Genomic DNA, 15,193 nt, shown 5'->3' with positions numbered 1-15,193 from the left:
TGATGATTGTATCGTTTGTCTGTGAGTGCAAAAGGCACAGACGAACACACAACAAGCAGTAAGCTTTATCAAAGTAGAGAGCCTAAGTTAAACCGACTTGTCAACGGAAGGTTTAGCGAAGTCAGCAGGTTCTTCAAATGATAGAGTCAAGTGAATAAGTGCATCAGGTGGATGCCTTGGCGATGATAGGCGACGAAGGACGTGTAAGCCTGCGAAAAGCATCGGGGAGCTGGCAATAGAGCTATGATCCGGTGATGTCCGAATGGGGAAACCCACCGTATTCTGTACGGTATCCTTATCTGAATACATAGGATAAGCGAAGCGAACCCGGAGAACTGAACCATCTAAGTACCCGGAGGAAAAGAAATCAACCGAGATTCCGCAAGTAGTGGCGAGCGAACGCGGAGGAGCCTGTATACGATAGCTGTTGGGATAGAAGAAGGACTTGGAAACGTCCGCCATAGTGGGTGATAGCCCCGTATTCGAAATTCCAGCAGTGGTACTAGGTATACGACAAGTAGGGCGGGACACGTGAAATCCTGTCTGAAGATGGGGGGACCATCCTCCAAGGCTAAATACTCATCATCGACCGATAGTGAACCAGTACCGTGAGGGAAAGGCGAAAAGAACCCCGGGAGGGGAGTGAAATAGAACCTGAAACCTGATGCATACAAACAGTGGGAGCCTCTTAATGGGGTGACTGCGTACCTTTTGTATAATGGGTCAACGACTTACATTCAGTAGCGAGCTTAACCGGATAGGGGAGGCGCAGGGAAACCGAGTCTTAATAGGGCGATCAGTTGCTGGGTGTAGACCCGAAACCGAGTGATCTATCCATGGCCAGGATGAAGGTGCCGTAACAGGTACTGGAGGTCCGAACCCACGCATGTTGCAAAATGCGGGGATGAGCTGTGGATAGGGGTGAAAGGCTAAACAAACTCGGAGATAGCTGGTTCTCCCCGAAAACTATTTAGGTAGTGCCTCATGTATCACTTCCGGGGGTAAAGCACTGTTATGGCTAGGGGGTCATTGCGACTTACCAACCCATGGCAAACTAAGAATACCGGAAAGTGCAATCATGGGAGACAGACAGCGGGTGCTAACGTCCGTTGTCAAGAGGGAAACAACCCAGACCGCCAGCTAAGGTCCCAAATGACAGATTAAGTGGTAAACGAAGTGGGAAGGCCCAGACAGCCAGGATGTTGGCTTAGAAGCAGCCATCATTTAAAGAAAGCGTAATAGCTCACTGGTCGAGTCGTCCTGCGCGGAAGATGTAACGGGGCTCAAATCTGTAACCGAAGCTGCGGATGCGCGCTTCATTAAATGAATTCAGATAGCTTGCCGGAGCGAAGCGACGGAAAGCATTTATTAAAGTGGAGTTTATTTAATGAAGCGCGCATGGTAGGGGAGCGTTCTGTAGGCCTGAGAAGGTGCATCGTAAGGTGTGCTGGAGGTATCAGAAGTGCGAATGTTGACATGAGTAGCGATAAAGCGGGTGAAAAGCCCGCTCGCCGAAAGCCCAAGGTTTCCTACGCAACGTTCATCGGCGTAGGGTGAGTCGGCCCCTAAGGCGAGGCAGAAATGCGTAGTCGATGGGAAACGGGTTAATATTCCCGTACTTTGATTCAATGCGATGTGGGGACGGAGAAGGTTAGGTTAGCAAGCTGTTGGAATAGCTTGTTTAAGCCGGTAGGTGGAAGACTTAGGCAAATCCGGGTCTTCATAACACCGAGAAGTGATGACGATTGTCTACGGACAAGAAGTAACTGATACCACGCTTCCAGGAAAAGCCACTAAGCTTCAGTTGAATCAGAACCGTACCGCAAACCGACACAGGTGGGCAGGATGAGAATTCTAAGGCGCTTGAGAGAACTCGGGAGAAGGAACTCGGCAAATTGATACCGTAACTTCGGGAGAAGGTATGCCCTCTGAGGTGAAGCACTTGCTGCGTAAGCTTTGGAGGGTCGCAGAGAATCGGTGGCTGCGACTGTTTATTAAAAACACAGCACTCTGCTAACACGAAAGTGGACGTATAGGGTGTGACGCCTGCCCGGTGCTGGAAGGTTAATTGAAGATGTGCAAGCATCGGATCGAAGCCCCAGTAAACGGCGGCCGTAACTATAACGGTCCTAAGGTAGCGAAATTCCTTGTCGGGTAAGTTCCGACCCGCACGAATGGCGTAACGATGGCCACACTGTCTCCTCCCGAGACTCAGCGAAGTTGAAATGGTTGTGAAGATGCAATCTCCCCGCTGCTAGACGGAAAGACCCCGTGAACCTTTACTGTAGCTTTGCATTGGACTTTGAAGGCACTTGTGTAGGATAGGTGGGAGGCTTAGAAGCAGAGACGCCAGTTTCTGTGGAGCCGTCCTTGAAATACCACCCTGGTGTCTTTGAGGTTCTAACCCAGGTCCGTAATCCGGATCGGGGACCGTGCATGGTAGGCAGTTTGACTGGGGCGGTCTCCTCCCAAAGAGTAACGGAGGAGTTCGAAGGTTACCTAGGTCCGGTCGGAAATCGGACTGATAGTGCAATGGCAAAAGGTAGCTTAACTGCGAGACCGACAAGTCGAGCAGGTGCGAAAGCAGGACATAGTGATCCGGTGGTTCTGTATGGAAGGGCCATCGCTCAACGGATAAAAGGTACTCCGGGGATAACAGGCTGATTCCGCCCAAGAGTTCATATCGACGGCGGAGTTTGGCACCTCGATGTCGGCTCATCACATCCTGGGGCTGTAGTCGGTCCCAAGGGTATGGCTGTTCGCCATTTAAAGTGGTACGTGAGCTGGGTTTAAAACGTCGTGAGACAGTTTGGTCCCTATCTGCAGTGGGCGTTGGAAGTTTGACGGGGGCTGCTCCTAGTACGAGAGGACCGGAGTGGACGAACCTCTGGTGTACCGGTTGTGACGCCAGTCGCATCGCCGGGTAGCTAAGTTCGGAAGAGATAAGCGCTGAAAGCATCTAAGCGCGAAACTCGCCTGAAGATGAGACTTCCCTGAGGGCTTGACCCTCCTGAAGAGTCGTTCTAGACCAGGACGTTGATAGGTCGGGTGTGGAAGCGCAGCAATGCGTGAAGCTAACCGATACTAATTGCTCGTGAGGCTTGACTCTATCATTTGAAGAACTTTGGATTCGGACATCGGATATCGGCAAACCGATATCCAACATCACGAATCAAAGTAATAAAAAGATAAAAGCTTACATAAGACTTGATGACACATCATCGCACCGTTGATTAAACAATAAATAAGTGAAGCAGCGCTTCATAACGGCTTACCAATTTGACAGTTTATGTTTGGCGGCCATAGCGAGTTGGTCCCACGCCTTCCCATCCCGAACAGGACCGTGAAACGACTCAGCGCCGATGATAGTACGGATACCCGTGTGAAAGTAGGTCACCGCCAAACCCCATTACTAAAGCCCCCTGAATATCAGGGGGCTTTTACTTGTGCGGACGTAACGGGACAGTAAAGGATTGATTGTGCTTGTTTGAGGGGAAGGGTGCAGGCAATTGGGCGGCCAGGGTGCCGGCAAGCGATTATGCCGGAATCCCTAGGCCGAATCGACATTCAACCCACCCACAAGGTAATTGATGCGAGATAGAGGAAAGCCAGGAAGTGAGAGGGCTTGCGGTCAAAACGAGTGGCGATGCGGCGGAACTGCTTGAGCCTGGCAAAGCAACGCTCGATGCGATTGCGTAGCCGGTAGCGTGCTTTGTCGTAGGCACGCGGCTGCTGGCAGCTGCGAGGCGGGATCACCGCCTGGGCGCCGAGCGAGTGGATCAGCGCCACCAGTTGCCGGCTGTCATAGCCTTTGTCGGCCAAGACGTACTTGGGCTTGAACCCGGCCAGCAGCGCTGGGGCTTGCGTGATGTCGTTACGCTGGCCGCCAGTGAGGATGAATCGCACCGGTCGGCCCTGGCCATCTGTCGCCATGTGGATCTTCGTGCTCAGACCTCCTCGGCAACGCCCCAGAGCCGGGTGTGCCGCCCCCCTTTTCCGGTCGCCGCCTGTGCGTGCGCCCGGACAATGCTGCTGTCGATCATCAGATACTCGTTGCTTCGATCCTGAATCAGGGACTGGAACACCAGCTCCCAGATACCCTTGGCCGCCCAGCGGGTGAAGCGCTTGTGCACGCTCTTGTAGGCTCCGTAGCGCGTGGGCAGATCGCTCCAGCGCGCCCCGGAGCGCAACACCCACAGCACGCCATTGACGAAGCTGCGGTTGTCCGCTGCCGTACGCCCGGGGTCACCGGCCTTGCCTGGGAGCAGATCTTCGATCCGCTCCCATTGGGTTTGGGTTAATTCGTAGCGGCGGGGCCGCGGATGCTTGGTCTTGGTCATCCGCCAAAGATACCAGATGAATGTCGATTCGGCCTAGAGCAATTTCGATTTAATTCATTACATACCCAGCTGATTTGAAGTAATTGGCACACTCTTGAGCCGAGAACAGATCAACCAGCTGCCCCATGCGCTGCCACAGCGCACCCACCGTGCGCTCGCCCGCCCTGCGCAGCAGCGCCTTGAACTTGGCAAACAGCTTCTCGATGGGGTTCAAATCCGGCGAGTACGGCGGCAGATAGCGAATGCTGGCGCCCACGCCTTCGATGGCTTCTCGCACGCCCGCCACTTTGTGGCTGGAGAGGTTGTCGGCAATGACGATGTCGCCAGGGCGAAGTGTCGGGCACCGAAAGGTTTTGACCCACGCCAGAAACACGGCGCCATTGATGGGGCCATCGGTCACCATGGGGGCCGTCAGTGCATCACAGCGCAAGGCGGCAATGAAGGTGCTGGTCTTCCAGTGCCCATGCGGGGCGCTGGCCACGCAGCGTTGACCGCGCGGGGCGCGCCCGCGCAGCGGCGTCATGCAGGTGCTGCTCCAGGTCTCGTCCAGAAATACCAGGCGCCTGGCATCGAGCCGGGCCTGCTGCTGTATCCAGCTCGCCCGTGCCTGCTGCACGTCTTCACGCTCCTGCTCGCTGGCGTGCAGCGTTTTTTTTGAAGCTCAGCCGCCATTTGTTGAGCTGGTGCCACAAGGCCGAGGGTTTGATGCTGATGCCATGCTCGCCCAAACGCTCGCACATTTGCACCAAGGTCAGATCGGGATCGGCCTTGGTCCAGTCGCGGATCATGCCCTCTACTGGCGCCAGTCGGGAGATGCGCTTGCCGCCTTGCTGCCTGCTGCTGCGCTCGCCTTCTTTTTCGAAGCGATCACGCACCCGATATACCCACATGCGGCTGACTTCATAACGACGGGCAATGGCGCTGGGTCGCTCTCCGCGCTCCAGCGCTCCCAGTACTCGATCTCGCAGGTCTTGCGAATAGGCGCGCATCTCATGCTCCGACTGCCAGAAAAAACCTATTATGTAACGTTTTTAGTCGAAGTTGCTCTAATCAGCTTGAATCTTTCAGGTAGCCCCAACGCCGTGAAAGAAATGCCAACTCGGTACGAGTGTGTCACTGTGGGCTGGAAATCTTTTGCAAAACACCGCTATCGGCAGCGCATCCCGCGTTGTGCACTACTTGTTCACTTAGAAACAAATCAGGTATCCGGCATTTTGCCGGATACCTGATTGATGTGCCTGCAAAACAGTTTAAATTTTCAGAATCCGCTCACCGCGGCCGATACCAGCGGCACCGGTGCGTACGGTTTCCAAAATCAGGCCTTTGCTGACGGTTTCGAGGAAACTGTCCAATTTGCTGCTGGTGCCGGTGATTTCGATGGTGTAGGTTTTGTCGGTTACATCCACTACTCGGCCGCGGTAGATTTCGGTCAGGCGCAACATTTCGTCGCGGTCTTTACCGACGGCGCGGATTTTGACCAGCATCAATTCACGCTCGACAAAACGGCTGTCATTCAGATCGATGACCTTCACCACTTCAATCAATTTGTTCAGCTGTTTGGTGATCTGTTCCAAAACCGCTTCGTCGCCACGGGTGACAATAGTCATGCGCGACAGAGTGGGGTCTTCGGTGGCGGCGACGGAGAGGGAGTCGATGTTGTAATCACGGGCGGAGAATAGACCGACGACACGGCTCATCGCACCCGATTCGTTTTCCATCAGGATGGATAAAATATGTCTCATGGTACGCTCCTTGTGTCGTAATCGCGGTCGTTCACATCGTTTACATCGCTGTCGGCTTTGCTTTCACGCATATGTGGGGGCAGCACCATTTCGTCCAAGCCTTTGCCGTTGCCCACCATGGGGAAGACGTTTTGGGTGCGGTCGGTAATGAAGTCCATAAACACTAAGCGGTCTTTCAGCGCCAAGGCTTCTTTGAGTGCACCTTCCACATCGGACGGCTTCTCGATGCGCATACCTACGTGTCCGTAGGCTTCGGCCAATTTCACGAAATCGGGCAGTGAATTCATATAGGATTCGGAATAGCGGTCGGAATAATAGAACTCCTGCCACTGGCGGACCATGCCCAAATAGCCGTTGTTCAGGTTAACCACTTTCACCGGCAGACGGTATTGGTAGCAAGTGGAAAGCTCTTGGATGTTCATCTGAATTGAGCCTTCTCCGGTGATGCAGCACACGTCTTTGCTCGGGTCGGCCAAGTAGGCGCCCATGGCATAGGGGAGGCCGACGCCCATGGTGCCCAAGCCGCCGGAGTTCAGCCATTGGCGCGGACGCTCGAACGGGTAGTATTGGGCAGCGAACATTTGGTGTTGGCCGACGTCAGATGTGATAATGGCATCGTTGTTGGTGAGGCGGGCCAGGGTTTGTACCACTTGCTGCGGCAGAATCACATCGCTTTTTTCCTCGAACCACAGGCAGTCGCGGGCGCGCCAAGCTTCAATGGTGTGCCACCATTTTTCTAGCGCGGCGGGGCTGAGGGTCAGCTCTTGTTTTTTCCATAAGCCGATGATGTCGCGCAAGACGTTTTTCACGTCGCCCACAATCGGCACGTCCACTTTCACGCGCTTGGCGATGCTGGAAGGGTCGATATCGATGTGGATGATTTTCTTCGGTGTCGCGGCAAACTTAGACGGTACGGAGATCACGCGGTCGTCGAAGCGTGCACCTACGGCCAGCACCACATCGGCCTGCTGCATGGCCAAGTTGGCCTCGTACATGCCGTGCATACCCAACATGCCGACAAACTGGCGGTCCGAAGAGGGATAGGCACCCAAGCCCATCAGAGTGCCGGTACACGGCGCGCCGGTGAGTTTCACCAACTCGGTCAATTCGGGAGCGGCATTGCCCAATACCACCCCGCCGCCGAAATAAATCAGCGGCCGTTTGGCTGCGGCCAAAACCTGCACCGCTTTTTTGATTTGGCCGGTATGGCCTTGGGTGACCGGCTGGTAGGAGCGGATAAAAATGTCTTCTTGCGGATAGCTGAATTTCGCCATCGCCTGGGTGATGTCTTTCGGGATGTCGATCACCACCGGGCCGGGACGGCCGGTTTGGGCGATTTGGAAGGCTTTCTTGACGGTTTCCGCCAATTCGCCCACGCTGGTAACCAAGAAGTTATGCTTCACGCAGGGGCGGGTAATGCCGACCATGTCCACTTCCTGGAAGGCGTCGGAGCCGATGGCGGGCGTGCCTACCTGGCCGGAAATCACCACAATCGGAATCGAATCGGAATAAGCGGTGGCAATGCCGGTAACCGCATTGGTGGCACCCGGGCCGGAGGTGACCAATGCCACGCCGACACGGCCGCTGGTGCGGGCATAGGCATCGGCTGCGTGTATCGCCGCCTGCTCGTGCCGCACCAAAATGTGTTTGAATTTATTGAGTTGGAATAATGCGTCGTAAATTTCCAGCACGGCGCCGCCGGGATAGCCGAATACATATTCCACACCTTCGGCTTTGAGACTCTGCACCAGTATTTGTGCACCTGATAATTGCATAATGACCTCTTCTGTGTTGCACGTCTCCTGATAGGCAGCGGCAGCCCCACCCCAGCACGGTAATGCTCTGATTGCCGCCGCACGGTTTTGGGTACGCAGGGCGGCAATGGCCGGTGGCAATCTGTCCGCTACATCAATCAAGCGAGATGCAGGGCTTGTGTTAAAAAAGGAAAAGGCAAGATACCGCAGTGCAGCATAAAAAACAAGGGGGATAAACGAAAAGGCGACAGCGAAACAGACTGAGACCTTTGCAAAGCCCCATGCCAACCAACAGCCGGAACATGCTTCATCATGTTCCGGCTGTTTTTGCGTAAAAAGCAGGCAAACCACCCCTAAATCCCCTTCAAGTGCCTAATTCCTAGGCACTGCCTGCCTGTTCAGGCAGCAACAGGCACACGTATCCTGTTGGCTGCTTTCAACAGGTTCACACACATCGCTTTCAGATGACTTTGCGCCCTTACTTTGCTCAACCCGAAATAGGCTGCCCGGGCATAGCGGAATTTGCGGTGCAACGTACCGAAGCTTTGTTCCACCACATAGCGCACTTTCGCCAAAACGGCTAATGGTCGGATGGTGTCAATGCGGTATTTCATGGTCTTTGTCTTTCTGCCCGTAGTTTCAGGTAGCCTGAAGGGCGGGGATGGCGCGGGCTGAAAATCCAGCTTTCCCGATAAAACAATCCTTTATTTGAAACCGTGGGCGGCATTGGCCCTGCCGTGCCGTTTTGGGGCATGGCAAGGCGGGTGACGGGGATTAGATAAGCTGGATCAGCTCTCGGGTGATTTCGACGGTGTTGGCCGTGGTGAACAGCATATGTTCGCTGACACCTTTCAGGATGTGTTCCTTCGGCTGGGTGGCCTCAATTTCACTGGCCAGCGAACAGTAGGCGGATTGCGTGGTGTTGGTGCATTCGATCGCTTCGGCCACCATTTCGCGCAAGCTCTCACGCTCGGTTGGCGCGAGCTGTGCGATTTGGGGCTGGGCCAGATTGATCAGGTTGTGTAGCACGCTGCCAATGGCAGAAAAACTGGCAGTGCGTTGGATGGGGGAAATTTGGGATTGAGATTTCATGATGTTTACTTTCGTGAGAGATTGAGAAACCCATTAGGGGGCGGTGCTCTCTCTGGTGTAAACAAAACCAGCCTGCGCCTTACGGTTGGCAGACACCGCCATAGCTTGATTGGTGCGCGAAATGGATGCACTTCAGGCTACCTGAAGACTAGGCGATAAAAAACGGCGTTTTACCCGTGCCGTTTCGGGTGTTTACATTAGAGAGAGCCGCCAATGTAGCGCTCAATCTTCGGGGTGTCAAATGGTTTCTGCTTCGGTTTTAAGGTTTGTGCGGTTAAATGTGGTTGTATTGCATTTTGTACGCTTGGCGCGTATAGTTTGGTTTTCCATATGGGGCTTACAGTGAAAGCCGTATTTGTCGAACTGCCGCCGTTTTCGCGTTACCGCAGCGATTACTTCACAGACGAAAGTTACCGGGCATTTCAGAATGAATTGCTGCTCAATCCTGAAAAAGGGGACGTCATTCAAGGCACGGGCGGACTGCGGAAAGTGCGGGTTGCCGATATGCAGCGCAATAAAGGCAAACGGGGCGGCTCGCGCGTTATTTACTATTGGTTTTCTGCCCGCTCCCATTTCTTGCTGTTTACCGTCTACGGCAAGGATATGCAGGACGATTTAAGCCCGGACGAACGTAAAGCACTTGCGGCCATGCTGCGAACCATCAAGGAAACACCACTATGAAACGCAATTTATTTCAAGAGCTGCAAGAGGGCATGGCTGCCGCCGAACAGTATTTGCAAGGCAAAGCCACCCTGAAAACCGTTACCGTGGAAAAATCCGAACCGGTACACATCGAACCGGCGGAAATACGCGCAATCCGTGAACAGCTCAATCTTTCGCAAGCGGTGTTTGCTGCCAAGCTGCGCACTTCCGTTCGCACCTACCAAGGCTGGGAACAGGGCAAAACCCGCCCCAATCCTCAAGCAGCCTTGCTGCTGCGCATGGTGCAAAAGTCACCCAAAACCTTTAAGGCCATTGCTTCGGCCTAAAGCTGCAATCCGTTGCCGCCTGCCCCGTTAAAGCCCATGCTTGGCGGGGCGTTTTGCTTTGGGCTACCTGAAACACCAGCAGCAAGGGGGTACTCAAACTGAGGCACCCTTTACGCCGCTCACCGCAGCCACCGCACCGGCAAACCGCACGGCAAGGCCGCTGCTTGCGCCTAGGATGGCTTTGGCTTGCCGGTGTAAGGGGGGGTAGATGCCGATTCAGCCGGAAACGCGCTAAAAACGCAGATTTGGGGCTTTGCTTCCGCACGGTTTTCATGCGGCCGTCTGAATTTAAGACGTTCGTCTGATTTTCAGACGGCTACAGCTGCCACGCAAACGGAAGCTGTGCCTGCAAGGCGGCAAACAGGGCCTGATTGCGCTGTTTTTCCAGCTTGCGGATATACAGGCTTTTGCCCGCTTGGCTGCCAACTGCTGCGGATGCCGCCTCCACTTCGGCCAGCTCGGCCAACTTCGCCTTGATTTCATCGCGCCGCGCTATGCCGGTGGTCCAGTACTGCCACAGCACGGCTTCACATTCGGCTTGGTACTGCCGCACCGCTTCCCGCACTTCGGCCTTGACCTTACGCGGATTGATGGTAAACAGCCAAGCGGGCAGCTTCTCAAGGGGCAGGCACAGCATGGGGTAGCGTTTACCGTCTGCGCCAGTTGTGGAGATAATCACCACAACTGAAGCAAAGCGGTTTTGCAGCTTGGCTTGCTGGCCTTTCCAATCCAAACCCATACCCTGCACCATGGGCTTCATGGCGACAAAGGGGCGGCCTTCATGCTCGATCAGGGTTAAGGCGCGGTCGTAGAAGGGGATGGTGATCAATGCAGGCATGGCGGCACCTCCGCTGCTTGTTGCTCGGCGGCCATTTGAAACAGCTGCTTTTTCCGCTCTTCGTAGGGCAGGCCTTGCCCGGCGTCCCGCAGTTCTTTAATGCGGGCGGTGGCCGAATTGATGCCCACGGCATGCAGGCGGTACACGGTAACCGGCTCGCCCGCCCGAAGCATCTGCAAAATGCGCTGGTGTTGAGTGCTGGAAGTGGTAGAATCGCCCCGCGTTCCCACCGCAAGGCTGCCTGCAAAGGCGGCTTTTTTGTTGTCCATAGCTAGCCCTCCCGTGTAGCGGCCAGCTGCTCGATATAGGCGCTGATTTCACTTTCCAGCCAGCCGGTAGAATTGGCGGCGATTTTGATGGGCTTGGGAAAGTCGGGGCGGTAGTGGCGGCTTTTGGGATTGTTCCAGTTCCACCATGTGCCTACAGATACGCCGAAGCGGGCCGCGCCTTCTTTGGCACGGATAAAGCGGGGTGGATTGATTGCAGTTTGCATAAGTGCCCTTTCATGTGGTTAAACACTACGGGCAAAAAGATAGCCGCCTCGGCGGGCGGCTTCACGGTAGCAGCGTGTTGATTTCCTGAAATAGCGTGCTGATTTCCGTAAATCAGCTAGTTCATTTCTGTATTCTTGAATTTATCAATCCATGAATCAACGGTTTTCTGGGTAGGCGTGTCCGGGGCAGGAATCTGGTTTTCCGCTATCAAGTCCATAATCATTCGGTTTAGCTTAGCCTTGCCGCCACGCTCTGCCAAAAGCTGCTTGTTTTCAGCCAGTAGCGCATTAACGGCCGCAATAGTACCGGCTTTCGCATAAGGGCTTTGCTTGGCCTTGCCTGCTTTGCGGGCACGATTGACAATAGTCTTTTGCACTTCTATTTTTGATTTGGCAACTTCTCTAACTGCACGCTCCAATCTCCTTGCTGAATGTTTTTTAACCTGATAGTCGATTTTTTTTAATTCTCTCTCTTTCTCAAGCTCTTTTTTTAATACTGCATTCTCTCTTTTTAAATCTAATATCTGGGTTGACATATCTTCGCAAATAGTTGATAGCTGTTGAATGCATACTTCAGGGTTTTGGCTTAAGACTTTGCAACCTGAAATATTTTCTAAATTTCTTAAATACTCAATAGTTATTTTTTGCTCTATTAAAGGTTTTGTTTGTTCTGCTTTATCCCTCCTTCTCACTTCTTTATGTAGTAACTTTTCATATTCTTTCCTCAATTCAGTAGCTTTCTGCTGCTCAGAAACCGCCTTATCTCTAAGTCTTTTTATTTTGCAGTGCATAGCCTGTATTTCATTAATAAATGTTCGTATTTTTGAGACTGCTTTGTTAGGGTTAATATACCCTTTATCAATGGCACGCTTTAAGTAATTTTCCTCTACTTTTGATGTACTTTTCTTTATATACATACCTGACTTGGCAGCTTCAATTACCTCTCTTCCTACGCTCCAGTCAGTCCATTCTTTTTCTAATTTTTTTATTTCCTCAGTATTGAAAATTTGATAATCATGCCCCGTTTCGCTTAGCTCTTCCATTTTTACCAGTTCGTACATTTCGGATTACCTTTCAAATATCAAACGGGTTAATCAGCTTGATGCCTGGCATGTTGGCTTACATCATCTGTTCAATAATCCATGTTTGGAACAGCGGATTATTCACCACCCATGCGCCGCCGCTTTTGGTTATTAGCTCCTTGCGCTCAAGCTTCCTGATATTGCCCTGTATCACCGCGGGGCTGATAGCGTCCAAGCCTGCCCGCTCGGCAATCGCGCGGCGGGTTTCGCTGCTGTAAAGGGCGGCGTTGCCTTGCGCGGCCTGTTGCAATATCAGTTGCTCCATGGCGGTTAAACCCTGCCATAAAGCGGGGTAATTGCTGTTTTCGTGCATTTGGGCAATGCGTGCATCTGTGGCCTGCCCGATACTCAAGGCGGGGTTTAATATCATGTCTTGAATGGCTGCCCGCATATAAAGCGGGGTGTGCCGCATGGCTTCAAATGCCCGGTAAAGTGCATCATGGTCTAGCTGTTTGCCTGTGCGCTCTTGGTAGGTATCGGCCAAAAAGTCGGTAAATTCCCGTCCTAAATGGGGAAAATCCAGCGCGTGGGCGAAATGGAAAAACGGGGCTTTGTTGTCGTTAAACATGGCCCGCAGTCCGTTTGTACTGCTGCCGGTGAAAATGGTTTTGATGCGGTCTTTGTGTATGTCCAAGCCTGTACGCAAAGACTTAATCAAGCCTTCAGTGTGGCCAATGCGTGCCAGTTCCTGCACTTCGTCCAATAACAGCAGACTGGGGCGGTTATCGGCGGCAATCATGCCGATTAGCTCGGATAAGCGCGGCATGGCCTCGTTTGCCGTCTGACGCTCTATGCCTACGCCCAAAATATCAACTTTGCTGATACTGCCGATCAGGGTTTTAGCCTTGCCGCCCGTTTGTATTTCGGCAGCAAAGCGGGCTAGGGCTGCCTGAAAGTCTGCGGCAGGGGCAGCGCTATCCATAAACGAAAAATAGAAAGTATTGAAGCCGCTTTTTTCAGCAAGCGGCACAATGTCCTTAAGCAAAAATTCCGTTTTCCCCATGCGGCGCGGCGCAAACAGGGTAAAGGCGTGGGTGATACCGTCTTTCAAGCTGCTAACCAATTTGGCAGCGTAGTCGGCGCGGGGGAAATACAAGGGGTCTTGCATGGCGCTTGCCCTATCGGGTTGTGTGGGATTAGACACAATTATACAGCAAACATCTAATTAGCCATCGGACATCTAAAAGTGTCTAATTGCCCAAACACCAGCAGGCAGATTTGCTGCTCTGCGGCTACTTGCGCGTGGGCTGGTGTTGTCTTTTTTGGCCGCTCAAGCCTTGGCGCTGCCCGTTTGGCTTTTCGGTGTCAGTGTGATTTGTTGCCGCCAAGGTACGGGGTTGAATTGTTAAGAAACTGGGTAACCACCGGTAACCACCAGGTAACCACCAAAATCAGTAGTGGTGGTTACCCTGAAACGCCTGACTGGTAAGGGTTTCAGCTTCGGGTAACCACGGTAACCACCAAAAACGCGTTTTACTCGCGTATAGGGGTTTGCTTTCAGGTAGCCTGCACCGCCGCCTTGGCTGCTTCATACCGCGCTTTCAGCCAGTCGCTGTACCACTGCATCATTTCGCGCCGCTGCGGCAGGTATTCGGTGCGGTGGTAGGCGGCCCGCACTTTGTTTTGCTCCACATGGGCAAGCTGCCGCTCGATTACATCGGGCGGGAAGCCGTTTTCATTCAGCACATCGGTTGCCAAGCTGCGGAAGCCGTGCGGGGTGGCCATGCCGCTATAACCCATGCGCCCCATGGCATAGCTCAAGGTGTTTTCACTGTGTGGCTTGGCCGGGTCTTTGTAGTTGGGGAAAAGGTAACGGCTGTGGCCGGTAATGGTATGAAGCTGCTCCAACATCTCAAGCGCCCAATCAGACAGGGGCACGATATGGGCGGCCCGCATCTTCATTTTGGCCGCTGGTATCTGCCATTCCCGCTTTTCCCAATCTATCTCTGCCCATTCGGCAAAACGGATATTGCCGGGGCGAACAAACACCAGCACGATCAGCAACAGGGCAAGGCGTGTTTCTTCCCGCATCGGCTCGGCCAACAGGCGGCGGTAAAACTCCGGCAGTTCTTTTTGCGGCAAGGCGGGCTGGTGTTGGGCTTTTTCCTTCACAATGGCACCGGCCAAGGCAAAGGCGGGATTGTCGGCAGCACGGCCGGTTTGAATGGCGTAATTGAAAACGGACTTGATGCGCTGCAAGACACGGGCGGCAGTTTCCGGCACGCCCCGCGTCTCTATCGCCCTGATTGCTTCCAGCAGCAGCGGCGCTTTGATGTCTGTAATGGGCAGGCGGCCCAGCATGGGGAAGGCATCGACTTCCAGCGAATGCAGCACACGGGCGGCATGGGTGGCGGTCCACCGTGGCAGTTGGTGTTGATGCCATTCACGGGCGATTTTTTCAAAGCTGTTTACCGCAGCGGCCCGCCGTTCCTGTTTGGCTTTCTGCTTGGCTGCTGCCGGGTCTTGGCTGTTGGCAAGCTGCTGTTTTGCCTTTTCACGCGCCGCCCTTGCTTCGGCAAGACCGATAGCGGGGTAAGTGCCAATTGATAAAGTTTTCTGCTTGCCATCAAACCTGAAATTCAATTGCCAGTATTTGCCACCGTTTGGCTTGCATACCAGCGATAAGCCGCCGCCGTCTGATATTTTTTGAATCTTGCCGGTCGGCTTCAGGTTTTTTATTTGACGGTCGTTTAACGGCATTTGTTGGTAAAAAATAAGGGCTGTTGGTAACAGCACGGAAATTTTACCAACAGAAAAAGGTAGATTCAATTAGATTGCGATAGACGGCATTCGACGATAAAGCAAGCTGCTTTTCCTCTGAAAGCCTTGCCTGTTATGGGTTTGGTAGATTGTATTAGACGGC

Annotated in this window: 14 protein-coding genes, 2 rRNA genes and 1 pseudogene; 5 read left to right on the top strand and 12 right to left on the bottom strand. The window is 53.4% G+C overall.

Annotation, left to right across the window (positions count from 1 at the left end; all coding sequences use genetic code 11):
- Nucleotides 1-144: 144 nt before the first annotated feature.
- Together H3L94_RS08120 and rrf are read left to right on the top strand one after the other, a co-directional pair.
- A 23S ribosomal RNA gene (locus H3L94_RS08120) occupies nt 145-3,109 on the top strand.
- Between the two features lie 183 nt (nt 3,110-3,292).
- Nucleotides 3,293-3,405 (top strand): 5S ribosomal RNA (gene rrf / locus H3L94_RS08115).
- A 162-nt stretch (nt 3,406-3,567) separates the two neighbouring features.
- Here rrf and H3L94_RS08110 read toward each other — a convergent pair.
- Nucleotides 3,568-4,340, bottom strand: a pseudogene (locus tag H3L94_RS08110) (IS5 family transposase).
- Between the two features lie 49 nt (nt 4,341-4,389).
- Nucleotides 4,390-5,329, bottom strand: a protein-coding gene (locus tag H3L94_RS13040) for an IS630 family transposase (protein WP_182121608.1) whose coding sequence is annotated in 2 segments (ribosomal slippage) — nt 4,390-4,995 and nt 4,997-5,329 — 939 coding nt in all. Because the reading frame shifts where the segments join, the coding sequence is not laid out codon by codon here.
- 3 nt (nt 5,330-5,332) lie between these two features.
- On the opposite strand from H3L94_RS13040, the gene H3L94_RS08100 reads away from it, so the two are divergent.
- Complete coding sequence (locus tag H3L94_RS08100; protein ID WP_182121607.1) at nt 5,333-5,569, top strand: hypothetical protein; 237 nt, start codon at nt 5,333-5,335, stop codon at nt 5,567-5,569.
- A 21-nt stretch (nt 5,570-5,590) separates the two neighbouring features.
- Here H3L94_RS08100 and ilvN read toward each other — a convergent pair whose 3' ends face one another.
- The 4 genes from ilvN to H3L94_RS08080 form a co-directional block, all read right to left on the bottom strand.
- Nucleotides 5,591-6,082 carry an acetolactate synthase small subunit gene (ilvN, locus tag H3L94_RS08095; RefSeq protein ID WP_009118435.1) on the bottom strand — a complete coding sequence of 164 codons (492 nt, stop codon included), beginning with the start codon at nt 6,080-6,082 and terminating at the stop codon, nt 5,591-5,593.
- Nucleotides 6,079-7,857, bottom strand: coding sequence for a biosynthetic-type acetolactate synthase large subunit (gene ilvB / locus H3L94_RS08090; RefSeq protein WP_182121606.1), 1,779 nt, complete (start codon nt 7,855-7,857; stop codon nt 6,079-6,081). Before ilvB ends, ilvN begins: the two co-directional genes overlap by 4 nt.
- A gap of 377 nt (nt 7,858-8,234) precedes the next feature.
- Complete coding sequence (locus H3L94_RS13035) at nt 8,235-8,519, bottom strand: transposase (protein WP_425325940.1); 285 nt, start codon at nt 8,517-8,519, stop codon at nt 8,235-8,237.
- Between the two features lie 91 nt (nt 8,520-8,610).
- The gene (locus H3L94_RS08080) at nt 8,611-8,928 is read right to left on the bottom strand and encodes a hypothetical protein (RefSeq protein WP_182121605.1); all 318 of its coding nucleotides are present in this window, start codon (nt 8,926-8,928) and stop codon (nt 8,611-8,613) included.
- A 342-nt stretch (nt 8,929-9,270) separates the two neighbouring features.
- Between H3L94_RS08080 and H3L94_RS12565 the strand changes: the two genes are divergently transcribed.
- Nucleotides 9,271-9,609: a type II toxin-antitoxin system RelE/ParE family toxin gene (locus H3L94_RS12565; protein WP_182121604.1), complete on the top strand. Its 339-nt coding sequence runs from the start codon at nt 9,271-9,273 to the stop codon at nt 9,607-9,609.
- Nucleotides 9,606-9,917, top strand: a complete 312-nt coding sequence (locus H3L94_RS12560; protein ID WP_182121603.1) for a helix-turn-helix domain-containing protein — start codon at nt 9,606-9,608, stop codon at nt 9,915-9,917. The genes H3L94_RS12565 and H3L94_RS12560 overlap by 4 nt, the downstream gene beginning before the upstream one ends.
- A 316-nt stretch (nt 9,918-10,233) precedes the next feature.
- Here the strand turns inward: H3L94_RS12560 and H3L94_RS08065 are convergent, their stop codons facing one another.
- The 6 genes from H3L94_RS08065 to H3L94_RS08040 form a co-directional block, all read right to left on the bottom strand.
- A complete protein-coding gene (locus tag H3L94_RS08065; RefSeq protein WP_182121602.1) occupies nt 10,234-10,755 on the bottom strand; it encodes a phage antirepressor N-terminal domain-containing protein in 522 nt (173 codons plus the stop codon).
- Nucleotides 10,743-11,024: a helix-turn-helix domain-containing protein gene (locus H3L94_RS08060; protein ID WP_182121601.1), complete on the bottom strand. Its 282-nt coding sequence runs from the start codon at nt 11,022-11,024 to the stop codon at nt 10,743-10,745. The genes H3L94_RS08065 and H3L94_RS08060 overlap by 13 nt, the downstream gene beginning before the upstream one ends.
- A 2-nt stretch (nt 11,025-11,026) precedes the next feature.
- On the bottom strand, nt 11,027-11,248 hold the full coding sequence (locus tag H3L94_RS08055) for a helix-turn-helix transcriptional regulator (RefSeq protein WP_182121600.1): 222 nt from the start codon (nt 11,246-11,248) through the stop codon (nt 11,027-11,029).
- Between the two features lie 116 nt (nt 11,249-11,364).
- A complete protein-coding gene (locus H3L94_RS08050) occupies nt 11,365-12,309 on the bottom strand; it encodes a hypothetical protein (RefSeq protein WP_182121599.1) in 945 nt (314 codons plus the stop codon).
- Between the two features lie 58 nt (nt 12,310-12,367).
- Nucleotides 12,368-13,438: an ATP-binding protein gene (locus H3L94_RS08045; protein WP_182121598.1), complete on the bottom strand. Its 1,071-nt coding sequence runs from the start codon at nt 13,436-13,438 to the stop codon at nt 12,368-12,370.
- A gap of 389 nt (nt 13,439-13,827) precedes the next feature.
- Nucleotides 13,828-15,030 (bottom strand): tyrosine-type recombinase/integrase, encoded by a 1,203-nt coding sequence (locus H3L94_RS08040; RefSeq protein WP_182121597.1) that lies wholly within the window; start codon nt 15,028-15,030, stop codon nt 13,828-13,830.
- Nucleotides 15,031-15,193: the final 163 nt, after the last annotated feature.

It is taken from the genome of Neisseria shayeganii (assembly GCF_014054965.1).
Lineage (GTDB): Bacteria > Pseudomonadota > Gammaproteobacteria > Burkholderiales > Neisseriaceae > Eikenella > Eikenella shayeganii.
This window is presented reverse-complemented; position numbering and strand designations above follow the sequence as displayed.

What these genes read in the sequence shown, in the direction of transcription:
- H3L94_RS08045 (WP_182121598.1), bottom strand. Translation starts at nt 13,438, where the DNA reads ATGCAAGACCCCTTGTATTTCCCCCGCGCCGACTACGCTGCCAAATTG.
- H3L94_RS08055 (WP_182121600.1), bottom strand. Translation starts at nt 11,248, where the DNA reads ATGCAAACTGCAATCAATCCACCCCGCTTTATCCGTGCCAAAGAAGGC.
- H3L94_RS12560 (WP_182121603.1), top strand. Translation starts at nt 9,606, where the DNA reads ATGAAACGCAATTTATTTCAAGAGCTGCAAGAGGGCATGGCTGCCGCC.
- H3L94_RS08080 (WP_182121605.1), bottom strand. Translation starts at nt 8,928, where the DNA reads ATGAAATCTCAATCCCAAATTTCCCCCATCCAACGCACTGCCAGTTTT.
- H3L94_RS08065 (WP_182121602.1), bottom strand. Translation starts at nt 10,755, where the DNA reads ATGCCTGCATTGATCACCATCCCCTTCTACGACCGCGCCTTAACCCTG.
- ilvB (WP_182121606.1), bottom strand. Translation starts at nt 7,857, where the DNA reads ATGCAATTATCAGGTGCACAAATACTGGTGCAGAGTCTCAAAGCCGAA.
- H3L94_RS08060 (WP_182121601.1), bottom strand. Translation starts at nt 11,024, where the DNA reads ATGGACAACAAAAAAGCCGCCTTTGCAGGCAGCCTTGCGGTGGGAACG.
- H3L94_RS08050 (WP_182121599.1), bottom strand. Translation starts at nt 12,309, where the DNA reads ATGTACGAACTGGTAAAAATGGAAGAGCTAAGCGAAACGGGGCATGAT.
- H3L94_RS08040 (WP_182121597.1), bottom strand. Translation starts at nt 15,030, where the DNA reads ATGCCGTTAAACGACCGTCAAATAAAAAACCTGAAGCCGACCGGCAAG.
- ilvN (WP_009118435.1), bottom strand. Translation starts at nt 6,082, where the DNA reads ATGAGACATATTTTATCCATCCTGATGGAAAACGAATCGGGTGCGATG.
- H3L94_RS08100 (WP_182121607.1), top strand. Translation starts at nt 5,333, where the DNA reads ATGCTCCGACTGCCAGAAAAAACCTATTATGTAACGTTTTTAGTCGAA.